Below are 15,777 nucleotides of genomic sequence, written 5' to 3' on the forward strand. Positions count from 1 at the left end.
TCCTTCCTGATACCGATGCCCGGCGTCGGGCACCGACGTGCTTGGACAGGGATCGCCGCGATTACGAGAGGTCGTTGCCTACGATGCCCAAGGCCCGCAGCTCTTCGAGTTCCTGCGGCGAGAGGCCCAGGAGACCGCCGAGCACGGCGTTGTTGTCTTGGCCCAGCGTGGGTGGCGGACCGGAGAGCCAGGGGGCGGTCCGACGGGCGGCGAATCGGAACGGTGCGCCGGGCAGGTCGAGATGCCCCGCCAGCGGGTGCTCGATGTGCTCAAGGAAGCCGCGTGCGGCGAGATGCGGATGCGATGCCGCAGTGGCGGGCGAATGGACGGCCGCTGCCGGAATCCCAGCGGCCAGCAGGCACTCGACGGCCGCGGCCAATGCTTGCCGAGCGAACCAGCCGCCAAGCCGGGCGTCCAAATCGTCGTGCCCGCGGTGGCGGTCTTCCGCGGAAGGCAGCTCCGGACCGCCGATCAGAGCGTGGAGCGCCCGCCACTGGTCGTCGTTCTCGACCGACAGAGCGATCCAGTTCTCATCGCCCTGGCACGCGTAAACACCCTGGGGTGCCGCGTGTGGGCTTCGGTTGGCCCTCCGTTCCGCGGCGATGCCGTATGCGGAGTACTCCACGATTGCCTGGGCGCCGACGTTGAGGACCGTTTCGATCATCGGTACCTCCACCAGACATCCATCGTCGGTGCGATCACGTTGCTCCAGGGCGCAGAGCGTGGCGATCACCGCGTGTATGCCCGCTATGGGATCGCTTGCCCGAGGCAGCATGGGCGGGAGGTCGGGATCGCCCGTGACCGAGGCCAGCCCTCCGACCTGTTCCATGGTCTGGGCGAACCCGGGGCGGTCGCGCCACGGTCCGTCGAGACCGAACGCCGGCATGCGCACGATCACGGCGTGGGGGTTCCATGTCCGCAGTCGGTCGGCACCGATGCCGAGGTGGTCCAGGACGCGCGGTGTGAAGTTCTCGATGACGATGTCGGAGCGCTTCACCAATTCGCTCAGCAGCCGACGGCCTTGATCATGTGTCAAGTCGAGGGTGATGCCCTGCTTGCCGGCGTTGGCACCATAGAAGACCGGCCCGTATTCCCACCACCGCGCGACGTCGCGCCGCGCTGTGGTGAAGCGCATCGGGTCCGGACGGCGAGTCGACTCGACCTTGACGACTTCCGCACCGAGCAGCGCGAGCAGATGCGTCGCGGAGGGCCCCGCCCAGAATGCGGTGAGGTCGACGACTCGCAAGCCTTGTAGCGGGAGCCCACGATCCGGGCCTGAACGGGCGGATCTCACCGAAGCGTCGTTGCGTTCCGGCCACGCCGGTGTCGAGCCGGCTTCCTCCGGAGCGGGGGTGCGTCTGACTGGCGGTGAGGGCGTATCACCCAGCTTGTACGGCACCCGGGGCTGCAGGAATCCGTGCGGGTTCGGGACGAACACCCCTCGCTCACGAAAGTGGGGCAGGTTCACCAACCGGTCCGCGGTGGTCAAAGGAACCGCCGGAATGCGCAGCGCATCCGCCAGTTCCAAGATTTCTTCGGTGGTGTGGGCGGTAGTCCAGGTGTGTACCGCGGTCGAGAACTCCTTCCGGCGCCGTCGACGCCCGGAGGCGGATGCCAGTTCGGCGTCGTCGAGAAGATCAGGCCGTTCGATCATCACGAGGAAGTCCTGGAACTGCTGCGCCGTCACCGTGCAGAAGCCTACGAAACCGTTCTTGGTCGGCTCGACCGACGGGGTCTCGACCAAACGGGCCGGGGACTCCTCGGGCTCGATGGTCAGTTGCGCTGCTACGTAGCCGAACGGATTCTGTGTCAGCAGCATCGCTTCCAACATCGAGACGTCCACGTGGTCGCCGGCGCCACCACGTCGCACCCGCCTGGCCACCGACATGGCCGCTACCGCTGCGTAGCCGCCCGCCGCCCAAGCGCCGAGCTGGGCACCGCACTGCATGGGGATGCCTTCCGGTACCCCGCGCCCCCCGGTCGACCCGCTCAACGCCTGAAGGATGAATTCGTTCGCCGGGCGTTTCGCCCAAGGACCCGTGTGTCCGAACGGCGATATCGAAACCACGACCAACTTCGGGTGGCTCTCCCGCAACTGCGCGGTACAAACCTCACTGGGGCCGAGGTCCTCGATCACGATGTCGGCGCCCCGCGTCCAAGCCGCGGGGATGGGCACATTGCCCGTTGCGGGTCTCAGACGCTGCTTCCCCGCGTGCAGGTAGCGGAATAGTGCGGAATCTTCCTCGTCGGTGTGGACACCTATCCCGGTGCTGCGGAACACGGGGTCGCCGTGGTCCGGGAGAGTGGCCCTGGCGACTGTTGCCCCGGCGTCGACCAGGAGCTTGCCTGCGTAGGCTCCCGCAAGGCCACGGGTCACCTCGATGACGCGGTAGTCGGCCAATGGGCCACCGCCCTGGGACGCTCGTGTATTCATCGCCGGGCCTACCGGGGGAGAGGCAGGTTGTAGAGCCGGACGGCGTTGTCCTGCATGACCGCCTGGACCACATTCGGCGCGAGCTGGCGCGTCGCACGTGCGGCGATGCCGAGGCTGTCCGGGTACAGGCAGGTCGGGTGCGGGAAGTCCGTCTCGAAGAGTACGTTGCCGGGGCCGACCCGTTCGATGGTCCGCGCGATGTCCTGGTTCTCGAACCAGAAGCAGGCGTGGATCTGCCGGCGGAAGTACTCGATCGGGGTCGACGACAGGTGGTCCGTGCTGCCGGGTGCGGTCTCGCCCAGCTGGTGTTCGAGCGCCTCGAGGAAGAACGGGATCCACCCGATGCCGCTTTCCACCGAAACGATGTTCAGCCCCGGGTGACGCTCCAACACACCCGAGTAGATGAAGTTGGCGATCACCCGCGCATTGGTCAGGTACATCATCGCCGAGCCCACGGCGAGCTTCTCGTCGGGACCGAGGCCAGGCCACGGGGACGAACCGAACCAGCTCAGGCTATTGTGCGCTGCTCCGATGTGGAAGTTCACCGGCATGCCGAGGTCCGCGCACACCTCCCACAGCGGATCCCAGTCCCGGGAGGAGAAGTCGGGGACGCCGGCTTGCTGCGGATCACTGGTCGTGTTGACGCCCCGCAAGCCCAGCGCGTGCATGCGACGGACTTCCGCCACGGAGGCGTCGATGTCCCACCAAGGAATCAGGCCCATGGGGAACAGGCGTTGGCCTGACTCTTCCTGGAGTTCGGCCATGGCGTCGTTGTAGAGCGTGGCACACAGCAGCTTCAGCTTCGGATCGACGATGTCCCCGAAACGCTGGCCGCCGAAGCCCGCGGTGTTGGGATAGACGATATGCGCCCACACGCCGATCTCGTCCATCACGGCGAGTCGGGCCGACACGTCGTACGCGGCGGGGGTCACATCGTCGAACGTCCAAGTGATGAAGTCGGTGCCACGACTGCGCACTCCGTCGCGGGCCACCACGCCCGACGCGCTGGCCCGCCCCAAGACGGCACCGTCCACGACCCAATGCGGCACGCCGTCGACGTCCGCCACGCGGGGGACGGCCTCGCGGTAGGTCTTTGGTGCGCGTTTGGTCCACAGATCGTGGGGCTCGGTGATGTGCGTGTCTGCATCGATGACGCGAATCCCATGGGGGAGGCCGAGCCCGGCTTCCTGACGCGGATTGGCATCTGGTTGAGTTGTATTCACGATAACTTAATAGCTATAAGTTGTGGGGTGCGCAAGGGCACGACACGACTCGGAGGTGGGCATGGGCATCGAGGCACTACTGGACATGACATCGGGGGTGGTGCCGGATCGTGTCGCCACCGGCTCGACGACGAGAGGCCGGTGCTTCGCCGACATGGCGCGTCGGGCAGCAGGCGGGGCCGCGCTGCTCACTGCAACCGGTGCCCGACACGTGGTGTACCTGGGGGTCCAGAGCGAAGTCTTCCCTGTGGCGGTTTATGCGGCTGCCGCGGCCAGCCTGCCCATGACCCCGCTGAACTACCGTCTGCCGGATGTGGATCTCGCCGAACTGATCGGCCGGCTCGACCGCCCTGTGGTGCTCGCCGATTCGGAGCAGCGGCATCGGGTGCCTGTGGGCGTCCCAGTCCTGACCACTGCGGAGTGGTTCGCTCACGCAGCGGAGGCCGAGCCTGCGGGGCCACCCGGCAATCCCTCCGACGTGGCGGTGATGCTCTTCACGAGCGGAACCACTGCCCGGCCCAAGGGCGTCCTTCTGCGCCATGATCATCTGATGGCGTATGTGCTGGGTAGCGCCGAGTTCCTCGCCGCAGGGGACGACGATTGCGCGTTGGTGGCGGTCCCGCCTTATCACATCGCGGGGATCGCCTCGGTACTCAGCAACGTGTATGCCGGGCGCCGCGTTGCCTATCTCGCCGACTTCACGCCCCGGGGCTGGTTGGAAACCGTGCACCGCGAAGGCGTCACTCACGCGCTCGTCGTCCCGACGATGTTGGCGCGCGTGGTGCGCCATTTGGACGGTGCTCCGGCCGATGTGCCCGGGCTGCGGTCGCTCGCCTACGGCGGCGCCAAGCTGTCCGCGTCCGTGTTGCAAGCCGCACTTGCGGCCTTTCCGACTACGGACTTCGTCAATGCCTATGGGCTGACCGAGACTTCATCGACCATCGCGGTGCTGGGGCCAGAGGATCACCGCGCCGCCTTTGCGTCCGACGACCCGGGGGTGCGGCGGCGTCTGACGAGCGTCGGCCGCCCCCTGCCGGGGGTCGAGGTGTCGATCCGCGGCGAACACGGGCGAGAGGTGGGCCCGGAGGAGTCCGGTGAACTTTGGGTGCGCGGCCCGCAGGTCTCGGGTGAGTACGCAGGTATCGGCAGCGTGCTGGACAAGGATGGATGGTTCCCCACCCGTGACGTCGCGTGGGTCGATGCGGCCGGCTACTTGTTCATCGACGGGCGTGGAGACGACACCATTGTGCGCGGTGGCGAGAATATTGCCCCTGCCGAAATCGAGGCCGTCCTCGACCGTCACCCGGGCATAGCAGAGGTTGCGGTCGTCGGTATCCCGGACGAGGAGTGGGGGCAGCGCACTGTCGCGGTGGTCGTCTCCTCGGATGGCGATATCCCGGATGCCGAAGGCCTTCGGGCCTGGAGTCGGGAACGCCTGCGTTCGTCGCGCACGCCAGACGAGTTCGTCTTCCGTCCAACCCTGCCCTACACCCCGACCGGCAAGCTGCTTCGGCGACAGCTCGTGGCCGAGCTTGCCGCTCGGCCGACGGCATCGTGACGGACACCCCGACAGGTTCAAGGAGATTTCTGTGACCGAACCGGCACGTCTCACCACTGGCGCCCGACTGCGCAGCCAGGTGTGCTCCACCGAAGTCATCGTTGTGCGCCCGCCGAAGGGCGCTGTCGAACTCACCTGCGGCGGCGCGCCGATGCTCGCGCTTGACGCGGCACAGCCCGGCGGGACCGCCACGCCGGAAGCCGGGCTCGACACCGGGACGCAACTCGGCAAGAGGTACGCCATCGCGGGCGAAGACGATTTCGAGGTTCTCGTCACCAAACCCGGCGTGGGCAGTCTGGCGGACGGGCGCACGCCGCTGGAGATCAAGGCGGCAAAGGCGCTTCCGTCCAGCGACTGAGCCGCGGGCGCGGTCGGCTGCGGCCGCCGTCCTGCTGGATGCCCGGTCGGCCTGAATGCCGGCGTGCTACCGGTTCGAAGGGCGAGGTGCCAACGATGCGACAGCGCGGATGGTGTGGTCGACAACTGTCTGGACGAGGTTGTCGTGGGCACCCAGTATCCGGTCGAGGGCGGGATGGATGCGCGTCTGATCGTCGGGAAAATCCTCGGCCGCGGCGGCATGGAGCTGTCGGAGTTCGACAGGCGTAACAGGCTCGTGGGTCGTCAGCGTTGCCAATCCGACGATGGTGGTACCCACCAGTGCGATGGCGGCTGCCAGGTCTTCGTCGGCCAAGTCCAAGGGGCGGAGGATTTCGCTGAGCAGGACGAATGAGGGGAGCCAGGCGGCACGCCTGGTGGAGGCGAGGTAGGGCATCAGCTGAGGGTATGCCTGGGCGTGTTCGACGTTGACAAGCAGCCAGCGGCGCAGCTCCTCGTGCCACAACGCGCCTGCCGGCCGCTGATACAGCGCGGGTGCGGCGACCCGTTCCGCCACGGCATGCAGCAGTTCCTCGTGGCTGGAGAAATAGCGGTAGAGGGACATCGGCGTCGATCCCACCGCCGTGGCTATACGGCGAATGGTCAGATTCTCCGAGGGGGCCGCGTGGATCAGGGAAACGGCCGCGTCGAGGATCTGTTCACGTGACAGGCGCGGCGGACGGCCGCGCCCGCGCGAGGCGGACGCGGCCGTGGTGCTCATCTGGGTGCCTCCGTGGTCTGGATGACGGGGTTCGTCTGCCCCAGCGGTCGTCACCTGAACAGTGATACATGCATGGATGCATGATCTCAAGGTTCCGCATACTTGCCAATACGAGGACCGTGTCGGTTGCTTCCCCCGGGCGATTGAGAGTCCGGACCGTCGTGTCAGGGCATGACGCCGTTGCGTGATGATCACCAGGTCCGACGTCGAACGTGTGTCCGTCGGGGAGCGTTGCCGTCGCCTTGGTACCCGACGGCACGGTGGCGCTCAGGTGAAAGCGGCCGTCCGCGAGGCGTCATCGCGTGGAAATACGGCCGTGCACGGAGTCGAATTCCGCCTCGGCCCAGGTGAGTCCGCAGCCCGGGCGGGGGCGATGTCGAAGTGGCGGTACCCGGGGGAGTCCTCGCGCATCCGGATGCCGGCGGTGAAGCGGTGCGGAACGATACGACGGCTCCCTTGCTGTAGTGATTGAGGGATGCGTGTAGGACACCGTCGTCGTCGATTTCGCCCTAGTCCTCCCAGATCGTGGTGGCCCCGCGGTCGATCATGGCCAGCCACGACGGGTGGCTGTCCTGGAAGAGGAGTTCGTAGGCGACATCCAGGTGGCCTGTGTCGGCAAGCACGGGCAACAGGTATGGGGTGCTGAGGAAGCCGGTGCCAAGGTGGTTGCCGGCGGCCCGAACGAGCGCCACGAGCCGTTCGGCGATGCGGGGGCGGAGTTCGTCCGGCACCAATCCGAACGTGAGAGCGCGTACGTGGTTCGCTTGGGTATCGACCGTGAGCGTGCCGTCCGGGCGGATGAACTCCGCCCGCCAGGCAGCCAGCACCCGGGCGGCGAACTCGGTGTACTTTGCGGCGTCGTCGGTCTTGCCCAACACGTCTGCCGCACGGCTCAGCAGATGGGCGGACCAGTAGAGGTACGCGGTCGCGACCGGGCCGTGGTCCTGAAGGTAGAACGGCGTGTCGTCGCCCGCCGGGGCTCCGACCACTCGCCCCAGTGGAAGCCGCTGTCCCAGATGTAGGCCTCATGTGGCGCCGCGACCGGGCGCGCGGAAGCGCGTTCGTGGAACCGTTGCTCACGCGCGATCCGAGCGCCGTAATCGACCCAGCGCACCATGCAGTCGAATTGATCGGCCAGCACGCGGGTGTCCCCGTAAGCCAGGTACATCTGCCAGGGGACGATGACGGCGGCGCCGCCCCAACCCGCCGAGCCGTTGATGAAGGCATACGTGTCCTCGGGCCGCCGGCCGTGACCGGGCTCCGGCGCCCAGTTGGGGATACGGCCGTCAGGCCATTGGTCGGCGGCCAGGTCGCGAAGCCACTTGGCCGAGAACCCCGCCACGTCGTAGAGGAAAGTCGCGGCGGGGCGAAGATCTGCCAGTCGCCGGTGAATCCCGCCCGCTCGCGTTGGGGGCAGTCGGTGGGAACGTCGCACGCATTGCCGCGGAAGCTCCACACGGCCGCCTCGTGCAGCCGGATGACGCGCTCGTCGCTGGTCCGGAACCAGCAGGTGCGCCGCAAGACCGTGTGCACGACCACCGCGCTGATGTCCTCGGGGGAGAGCGGGGCCGGCAATCCTTCGACGCGCACGTAACGGAAGCCGTGGGTCGTGTGCCGGGGTTCGAAGACGTCGTCGGGCCGCCCGGCCGAAACGACCTTGTCCCGTTGGCCGGGCCCGAACGTGCCCTCCGGGTCCGCCGCGACCAAGTGGTCCATGGTCACATCGCCGTCCGGCCCCAGCGCCTCGCCGTGCGTGAGGGTGACTGCGGTGCCGCGCGGACCGAGTTCCGACAGCCGCACCCAGCCGTTGATGTTCTGGCCGAAGTCGACCACCTGCACTCCGGTGCGCGAAGCGGCGATCGTCACCGGACGGAGCATCTCGATGCGGCGGACCGGCGGTGCGGGACTGGTCGCGAGGCGGTCGAAGTCGGCATACAGACCAGCCCGCCGAACGGTGGTCTTCGACCAGGCGGTGTCGTCGAGGCCGGGCTCGGACCATCCGGGCATGGCCCGTCTGAAGTCGACGTGCTGGCCGTCCATCAGGTCGGCCGCGGTGATCTCCCCGACGCTGCTCCGCCATTCGGCATCCGTGCCCACGATGACGGCGGTGCCGTCCGCGAGGTCCGCGTGCAGCTCCACCAGCAGCCCGGTGCGGTCGCCGTAGCCGTCGGCCACCCTGTGGAACCCGAAGCGCCCCCGGAACCAACCGTCCGACAACACGGCGCCGATGGCGTTCGCACCCGGCTTCAGGAGGTCGGCGACGTCGTGGGTCTGGACGTGGAGGCGGCTGCGAGCGCGGTGAATTCCGGGGTCAGTTCGTCGTCGCCCACCCGGACGCCGTTGACGAACAGCTCGTAGATTCCGTGCGCCGTCGCATGCACCCGTGCGCGGACGGGCGCGCCGTCGAGGACGAACTCGCGGCGCAGCAGGTATGCGGGGCGGGATCCGGGCGCGGGAAGGCTTTCCTCGGCCGGTTCGATCCAGTCGGCCTCCCATGCCGCCGCCGCGGGGAACGGTGCTTCGTCGGGTGCCGTCGCATGGTCGTGGGCGGATTGGTTCACGAAGGCCCTCCGGAGGTCCTGCAGGAAAGCGTGCACCCTGGGCGGCCCCGTCCGAAGACCGGGGCACGAGGATGGGCGGGGGATCATCCAAGGAAATGAAACGTTTCATAGATGATTCTATGTACGCTCCCCGCAAAAATCGGCCACTGCCTACAGCGCGTGCGGGCGCGCCGGGGTGCGGCTGGAGGTGCGGACCACGAGTTCCGGTTGGAGCACGATCCGCTGGTGCGTGTGTGTCGCGGGGTCTCCGTGGGATTCGGCGAGGAGGAGTTCGGCGGCGGTGCGCCCGATGCGGGCTGCGGGTTGGCGCACGGAGGTGAGGGGTACGGCGGCTGCGGCGGCGAATTCGATGTCGTCGTAGCCGACCAGGGCGATGTCCTCGGGGGCGCGCACACCTGCGGCGAACAGCGCTTGCAGCACGCCGAGGGCGAGGAGGTCGTTGGCGCAGAATGCGGCGCTCGGGCGCGGCGACATGCCGAGCAGCCGGGCTCCGGCGTCGCATCCGGCGGACACGTCCAGACGTTCCGCCTCGACGGTCACCAGGGCGTCGTCCGGCAGCCCCGCTTCTCGGGCCGCGTCGCGTGCGCCGGTGAACCGGTCGCGGACCTGGGGGAGGTCGCCGGGGCCGCCGACGAAGGCGATGTGTCGGTGTCCACGGTCGACGAGGTGGCGTACGGCGAGGGTTCCGCCAAGCACGTCGTCGACGGAGACGGAGCACCCCTCGCCGGCTGGGAGGGCGCGGTCGACGAGGACGAAGGGGAGGCCCTGGCTGCGGAGCGTCTCGACGGTGCGGCTGCCGGCGTCGGCGGGAGTGACGAGGACGCCGCGCACCCGGTGCTCGGCGAAGAGCGCCAGATACTCCGATTCCTCGGAGGCGCTTCCGGCGCTGTTGCAGACCATGACGCCGAGGTCCGCTTCCCGTAGGGCGCGTTCGGCGCCTTTGGCGGCCTCGGCGAAGAACGGGTTCGCGAGGTCCAGGACCAGCATGGCGACGATACGGCTCTGCCCGGCGCGGAGCTGCCGGGCGGACTCGCTGCGCACGTAGCCCAGCTGCTCGATCGCCGCGCGGACCCGGATGAGGGTCTCCTCCGTGACCAGGGCGGGGTTGTTGATGACGTTCGAGACGGTCCCGACCGACACGCCCGCCTGTCGGGCAACGTCCTTGATCCCCACCCTGCCGGTCATGCGCTTCGGCCTCCGTCGTCGTTCCTGCGGTCCGCAGGCCCATGTTAAGTGCCGGGATTGAAACGTGGTGGATGACCGCGGTGGAGGTCACACCGCGCAGTTCGTTGACAGGGGGCAACGTCAAAGATAGCTTGAGTTTGTCAGCTTGAAACGTTTCATACAGCGGGGAGTCACGATGGCCGGCAAGGACGCGGTGCGGGCCGCGCTGGAGGCTCAGCAGATAGAGACGCCCTCGTGGGCCTACGGGAACTCCGGGACGCGCTTCAAGGTGTTCGCGCAGCAGGGCGTCCCGCGCGACCCGTTCAGGCCGCGGAACGCTCCGGCGACCCGCAGTTGGCCGAGGCGGTCGGCGCGGTGGTTCCCCGCGTCTACGAACTGACCGAGTTCCTGGTCGACGTCCTGGGCGTCACCGACGTCGGGGCGTACTTCCCGCACCGCGTCGCCTACCACCCCACCTGCCACTCGCTGCGGCTGCTCCGCCTCGGCGACCGGCCGACCACGCTCCTCGCCCAGGTCCGCGGGATCGACCTCGTCGAACTGCCCGGCGCCGACGAATGCTGCGGCTTCGGCGGCACGTTCGCGGTCAAGAACCCCGACGTCTCGGCCGCCATGGGCGCCGACAAGATCCGCAACGCCGAGTCCACCGAAGCCGAAGTGCTGTGCGCCGCCGACAACTCCTGCCTCATGCACCTCGGCGGCATGGCCGGCCGCCGCGGATCGCCCCTGCGCACGCTGCACATCGCCGAGATCCTGGCCGCGACCGAGGCGGAGGCAGCCCGATGAGCGCCGTCCCGCTCGGCATGCCGGCGTTCCCCGCGGCGGCCCGCGACGCCACCCGCAACCCGACGCTGCGCCGCAACCTGCGGCACGCCACCCACACCATCCGCAGCCGCCGGGCCGCGGCCGTCGCCGAACTCGACGACTGGGCCGAACTGCGGGCCGCCGGTGCGGCCATCAAGGACCACACCCTCCGGCACCTGGACCGCTACCTCGAACAGGCCGAAGCCGCCGTGCAGGCGGCGGGCGGCCACGTGCACTGGGCCGCCGACGCCGCGGAAGCGAACCGCATCGTCACCGAACTCGTGCACGCGACCGGCGAGACCGAGGTCGTCAAGGTCAAGTCGATGGCAACACAGGAGATCGGGCTCAACGAAGCCCTGGCCGAGGCCGGGATCACCGCCTACGAGACGGACCTCGCCGAACTGATCGTGCAGCTCGGCGACGACCGCCCCTCGCACATCCTCGTCCCGGCGATCCACCGCAACCGCGGCGAGATCCGCGACATCTTCGCCGCGACGATGGGGGAGTGGGGCGTCCCGGCACCGGACGGCATGACCGACGAACCCCGCGAACTCGCCGAAGCGGCCCGGCTGCACCTGCGCGAGAAGTTCCTGCGCGCGAAGGTCGCCGTGTCCGGCGCGAACTTCCTGGTCGCCGAGACCGGGACGCTGGTCGTGGTCGAGTCCGAAGGCAACGGCCGCATGTGCCTGACCCTCCCGGAGACGCTGATCTCCGTCGTCGGCATCGAGAAGGTCGTCCCCACCTGGCGCGACCTCGAGGTGTTCCTGCAACTCCTGCCCCGGTCGTCGACCGCCGAGCGGATGAACCCCTACACGTCGACCTGGACCGGCACCACCGACGGCGACGGGCCGCGCGAATTCCACCTGGTGCTGCTCGACAACGGCCGCACCGGCGTCCTCGCCGACGAGGTCGGACGCCAGACCCTGCGCTGCATCCGCTGCTCGGCCTGCCTCAACGTGTGCCCGGTCTACGAGCGGGCCGGCGGCCACGCCTACGGCTCGGTCTACCCCGGCCCGATCGGCGCGATCCTCACCCCGCAACTGCGCGGCACGACCAGCGAGATCGACGCGTCGCTGCCGTACGCGTCGTCGCTGTGCGGCGCCTGCTACGAGGTCTGCCCCGTCGCCATCGACATCCCCGAAGTGCTCGTCCACCTGCGGGAGAAGGTCACCGCGCAACCCGGACACGTCATCGAACGCGGCGTGTTGGCCGCCGCCGGGTGGCTCATGCGCGACCCGAAGCGCTACACCGCCCTGCAACGCGCGGCCGCGCGGACCCGAGCGCTGCACCCGCGAAGGCTCCCGTTGCCGGGCTGGGGGAAGGCCTGGAGTGCCACCAGGGACCTCCCCGAGGTCCCCGCGGAATCCTTCCGGTCGTGGTGGCAGCGGCGGGAAACGTCAGGAGAGAAGAAGTGACGGACTCACGCAGCGTCGTCCTCGCGCGCATCCGCGCGGCGCTCGGCGGACCTGCGGCGTTGCCGGTGCCCGACGAGGCGATCGCCCGGGCGTACCGGGAGAGCCACGTCGAGGGCGATCTGGTGGCCCTGCTGGCCGAGAACCTGACCGACTACCGGGCACATGTGCACCGCAGTCCCGAGTCGGACGTTGCCGGCTTGTGCGGCCGCCTGCTCGCGGCCCGCGGCACGCGGACCGTTGCCGTGCCCGCGGACCTTCCCGGTGCGTGGATTCCGCGGAATCGGGACCTCCGTCTCGTCCGCGACGACGGGTCCTTCACCGCGGCCGAACTCGACCGCATCGACAGCGTCATTACCGGGTGCGCGGTCGCCGTCGCGGAAACCGGCACCCTCGTCCTGGACGCCGGACCCGGCCAAGGCCGACGCATACTCACCCTCGTACCCGACCACCACATCTGCGTCGTGCGCACCGCCGACCAGATCGTGGCGTCCGTCCCCCAGGTGCTGCGGCGCCTCGACCCGCGACGGCCGCAGACCTGGATCTCCGGACCGTCCGCCACCAGCGACATCGAACTCGACCGCGTCGAAGGCGTGCACGGCCCCCGGACCCTCGACGTCGTGCTCGTCGCCGAAGACTGACGCGCAGCGATCGGAATCAGCATCACTCCGCCGGCGCCCCGTTTGTCCTGCCCATTCAGGCGACGCAAGTGCGGGCGCCGGTTGTGTCGCTGGCCGCGGGAAACTCGGAGAGGCGGCAGGACGCCAGCCGGATCCACGGCCGACGTCGTCGGCTAGCTGTACTGCCCTGTGAGGTTGGTGGCGGGTGGTTTGCCGCGTGTGCGGGCGCGTCCGCGGTGGTGATCGTAGGCGTGCAGCCAGGGGCTGAACGCTGCTTGGCGTTCGGCCTCGCTGCGGTAGGTCGTCGCGTAGGCCCATTCGTCGAGCAGGGTGCGGTTGAAGCGTTCGACCTTGCCGTTGGTCCGGCGAAGCGGCCATACGTCCTCGACGACGCACTTCGCCAGGCGCAGCCAGCCGGTCTCGGACAAGGCTGCATTACGGTCGGCATGAGGGCCGTCTGATCGTTCCGTGTAGACGTTGCAATCCACACCGAACCCGACAGGCCCTCGACCGTGGGATCTGTCACCAACCTCAATGGGCAGTACCGCTGGCCGGATCGGCGTAACAAAATATCGCTGCGTCCATTGTCATGCGGCGTGCCGACCCTTCATTTGTGGGATCTATCCACGGGCGGGCACGTCGGCTTACCCCTCGTGTTCCCTTCGCCGCCTTTTGCGCTGGCATTGACTGCGGACGGGTGCCTCATGGACGCCTGCGCCGGTGAACTCGCAGTCCGGCTGTGCCTGTGAGCCGTAGCCGCGCCGGACCGCGCGGCGACGTGCGCCGCCGCCACACGCAGGCCCAGACCGAGGCTGAGAGGCATGACCATCGTTTGATGTGATGTAGGGGGCGTGGGGCCTGGGGGGCAGTGGGCGTTGACGGGGTCGTACGCGGATCGCGAGAGCAGCGACGAGGATTGGTCGAGGTACGCCCGGGGGGATATGCCGAGGTCTAGAGCTGTGCGAGGAACGCGTTGCTGCGGGCCTGGCGGGTGTATCCGGCGGTATCGCGGACGCAGTCCGGGCACCAGTGTCCGGCTGTGAGGATCAGCTTCGGACTGCCTTGGAAGGTATGCCCGTCGGCGCATTGCCAGGGCAGCGGCGTGGAGATGTCGCCGGATTCGAACGCGTCGGCGAGCAGGTGCCCGCCACGGAAATCCGCCGCGCCTCGCAGGTCGGCGGGGGTCCAGCCCTCGGGGTCCTTGCCTTCGTCGTAGCCGTGGTCGAGGAATGCGGGGGTGCGGTCGGGTTCGGGGGCGGCGAAGGTGGACCAGTCGCCGATCGCTTCCCACTCTGCTCGGGAGCCGAAGTAGGCGGCGATCTTCTCTTCGTCGTTGTCGCGGATGAACGCCATCGTGCCGCGCGGCTTGCGGGTGAGTGGCTTCATCACCGCGTGCTTGACCAGCCAGCCGGGGACCTTGCCCGCGCGCTTGAGGCCGGGGTTGGCGTCTACCGCCCGACGGAGCGCCGTCTCGAAGGTGTCGGCGCGGAAAGGGACGAGCTGTTCGAGGCGGTCGGAGTCGGTGTACCACTGGCCGTGGAAGTTGCGGGTGGCGAACCAGTTCCGGTTGTACCAACGGCGGACGTCCGACACCCCGAGAGCGCCCGCGATGCTCGTCTGGAGCTGCCAGTTGGTCAACCGCCAGTCTTCTCCGCCGCCGATGTTGTAGACGCCGCCCCAGAACTCCTCCGGAGTTTCGCCCTCGCAGATGTTGGCCATGAGCCGAGCGGAGTCCTCGGCCGATGCCCACTCCATGACACCCGCGAACGGGGAGTGCGTCATGATCGGGTCGCGGATCTCCAGCATGCCGGGGTGGAAGATCCCCGTCTGCCGCAGCCATGCCCAGCGCGGGAGGCCGGAGTCGACCAGGAGGCGCTCGGCGACGATCTTGGTCTGCCCGTACTCGTCGAAGCGAGACACCCGCAGCGGGTCGCCCACCCGCCCCCAGTGGTGCGGCGGATTGCGGTCTCCCGTCTCGGCGACGGAGCCCACCATCACCACGCCGATGGATGCCGGGTCCGGCTGGGCTCGTACCGCGTCGATGATGTTGCGGGCGCTGCCGATATTGACCTCACGCGCAAGGTCGGGATGGTCGTCCGCGAACGGCGAGACGACGGCGGCGACGTGCAGGACGTAGTCGGCGCGCGAGACGCAGGACTCCACGGTGGGGTAGTCGGTGAGGTCGCCGTAGACCACTTCCAGGTTGGCCATGCCGGCGAACTCGGCGAGGACCGGGTGGTCGCGCTCGCGGGGGAGAACGAGGGCGACCACCCGGAACCGGTCGGCACGGTCCGCGAACTCGCGCAGGATGCACCGACCCCAGTTGCCGGTCGCACCGGTAAGGAACACCCGCGTACTCATCCTGCCTACCACCCTCATATTTGTGTTGAATCGTTTCAGGTAGATGCTACGTCAAGTCGGCGCCTAAGCCCAGTCGCCCGAGTGATCGAACCCGCCGCCGCAGCGTCGGCATGGCGCTGCGGCGGCGGGGGCTTCGATAGCGCGGAGCCAGGGCCGCGCGACGGAGAACGCAGAATTCAGGCCTGCGGCTTGCCGTCCAGGCCGAGGATGGCGTTGGCCGGCAGCACGCTGTGCTTGAGGTTCTCGTCGACCGGGCCGTTGAACGGCGGGTACTTCGGGCCGCCCGCGTTGCGGCGGTAGACGCTCGTCGAGTGCTCCGGGTTCTTGTCGAACTCGGGGATGACGTGCTCGCCGAACAGCTCGATCTGCTCGTGGTACTCGTCGTGCGTCAGGTTCGCGCTGAGGCCGAACACCAGCTGGTCGCAGCCGACTTCCTGGTACTGCGCGACCTGCTCGCAGACCTCTTCCGGGGTGCCGCAGAGCAGGAAGCCGCCCGCGATGAGCTGGTCGAGCAGCTCGTCGCCGC

Annotated in this window: 11 protein-coding genes and 5 pseudogenes; 6 read left to right on the forward strand and 10 right to left on the reverse strand. The window is 68.7% G+C overall.

The window, feature by feature from the left end; translation table 11 throughout:
- Positions 1-61: 61 nt before the first annotated feature.
- Entirely contained in the window at positions 62-2,401 is a 2,340-nt protein-coding gene (locus ABEA93_RS35990) for a CaiB/BaiF CoA-transferase family protein (protein WP_345680152.1), read from the reverse strand.
- 41 nt (positions 2,402-2,442) lie between these two features.
- Positions 2,443-3,657 carry an amidohydrolase family protein gene (locus ABEA93_RS35995; protein WP_345680153.1) on the reverse strand — a complete coding sequence of 405 codons (1,215 nt, stop codon included), beginning with the start codon at positions 3,655-3,657 and terminating at the stop codon, positions 2,443-2,445.
- A gap of 61 nt (positions 3,658-3,718) precedes the next feature.
- On the opposite strand from ABEA93_RS35995, the gene ABEA93_RS36000 reads away from it, so the two are divergent.
- Positions 3,719-5,215, forward strand: a complete 1,497-nt coding sequence (locus ABEA93_RS36000) for a class I adenylate-forming enzyme family protein (protein ID WP_345680154.1) — start codon at positions 3,719-3,721, stop codon at positions 5,213-5,215.
- Positions 5,216-5,246: 31 nt separating this feature from the next.
- Positions 5,247-5,573, forward strand: coding sequence for a hypothetical protein (locus tag ABEA93_RS36005; protein ID WP_345680155.1), 327 nt, complete (start codon positions 5,247-5,249; stop codon positions 5,571-5,573).
- 66 nt (positions 5,574-5,639) lie between these two features.
- Here ABEA93_RS36005 and ABEA93_RS36010 read toward each other — a convergent pair whose 3' ends face one another.
- The 5 genes and pseudogenes from ABEA93_RS36010 to ABEA93_RS36025 all read right to left on the reverse strand — a co-directional run bounded on the left by ABEA93_RS36010 (position 5,640) and on the right by ABEA93_RS36025 (position 10,057).
- Positions 5,640-6,311, reverse strand: coding sequence for a TetR/AcrR family transcriptional regulator (locus ABEA93_RS36010; RefSeq protein WP_345680156.1), 672 nt, complete (start codon positions 6,309-6,311; stop codon positions 5,640-5,642).
- A gap of 295 nt (positions 6,312-6,606) precedes the next feature.
- Positions 6,607-6,801 (reverse strand): alpha-L-rhamnosidase C-terminal domain-containing protein, encoded by a 195-nt coding sequence (locus ABEA93_RS42225; protein ID WP_425585229.1) that lies wholly within the window; start codon positions 6,799-6,801, stop codon positions 6,607-6,609.
- A gap of 19 nt (positions 6,802-6,820) precedes the next feature.
- On the reverse strand, positions 6,821-7,300 hold the full coding sequence (locus tag ABEA93_RS36015) for an alpha-L-rhamnosidase-related protein (RefSeq protein ID WP_345680157.1): 480 nt from the start codon (positions 7,298-7,300) through the stop codon (positions 6,821-6,823).
- Positions 7,204-8,959, reverse strand: a pseudogene (locus tag ABEA93_RS42230) (family 78 glycoside hydrolase catalytic domain). The gene ABEA93_RS36015 and the pseudogene ABEA93_RS42230 overlap by 97 nt, the downstream one beginning before the upstream one ends.
- Positions 8,960-9,022: 63 nt before the next feature.
- Complete coding sequence (locus ABEA93_RS36025; protein ID WP_345680159.1) at positions 9,023-10,057, reverse strand: LacI family DNA-binding transcriptional regulator; 1,035 nt, start codon at positions 10,055-10,057, stop codon at positions 9,023-9,025.
- A gap of 175 nt (positions 10,058-10,232) precedes the next feature.
- Here ABEA93_RS36025 and ABEA93_RS36030 point away from each other — a divergent pair.
- The 4 genes and pseudogenes from ABEA93_RS36030 to ABEA93_RS36045 all read left to right on the forward strand — a co-directional run.
- Positions 10,233-10,361: pseudogene (locus tag ABEA93_RS36030) on the forward strand (L-rhamnose isomerase); the annotation flags it as partial.
- Between the two features lie 5 nt (positions 10,362-10,366).
- A pseudogene (locus ABEA93_RS36035) lies at positions 10,367-10,840 on the forward strand (heterodisulfide reductase-related iron-sulfur binding cluster); the annotation flags it as partial.
- Entirely contained in the window at positions 10,837-12,273 is a 1,437-nt protein-coding gene (locus tag ABEA93_RS36040) for a lactate utilization protein B (RefSeq protein WP_345680160.1), read from the forward strand. The pseudogene ABEA93_RS36035 and the gene ABEA93_RS36040, both read left to right, overlap by 4 nt.
- Positions 12,270-12,911: a LutC/YkgG family protein gene (locus tag ABEA93_RS36045; protein WP_425585230.1), complete on the forward strand. Its 642-nt coding sequence runs from the start codon at positions 12,270-12,272 to the stop codon at positions 12,909-12,911. The genes ABEA93_RS36040 and ABEA93_RS36045 overlap by 4 nt, the downstream gene beginning before the upstream one ends.
- Positions 12,912-13,063: 152 nt before the next feature.
- Here ABEA93_RS36045 and ABEA93_RS36050 read toward each other — a convergent pair.
- The 3 genes and pseudogenes from ABEA93_RS36050 to ABEA93_RS36060 all read right to left on the reverse strand — a co-directional run.
- Positions 13,064-13,255 (reverse strand): annotated as a pseudogene (locus ABEA93_RS36050) (integrase core domain-containing protein); the annotation flags it as partial.
- A 586-nt stretch (positions 13,256-13,841) separates the two neighbouring features.
- A complete protein-coding gene (locus ABEA93_RS36055) occupies positions 13,842-15,251 on the reverse strand; it encodes an NAD-dependent epimerase/dehydratase family protein (RefSeq protein ID WP_345680161.1) in 1,410 nt (469 codons plus the stop codon).
- 176 nt (positions 15,252-15,427) lie between these two features.
- Positions 15,428-15,777: pseudogene (locus tag ABEA93_RS36060) on the reverse strand (hypothetical protein); the annotation flags it as partial.

The sequence above is a fragment of the Yinghuangia aomiensis genome, from assembly GCF_039542225.1.
GTDB classification, from domain to species: Bacteria; Actinomycetota; Actinomycetes; order Streptomycetales; family Streptomycetaceae; genus Yinghuangia; species Yinghuangia aomiensis.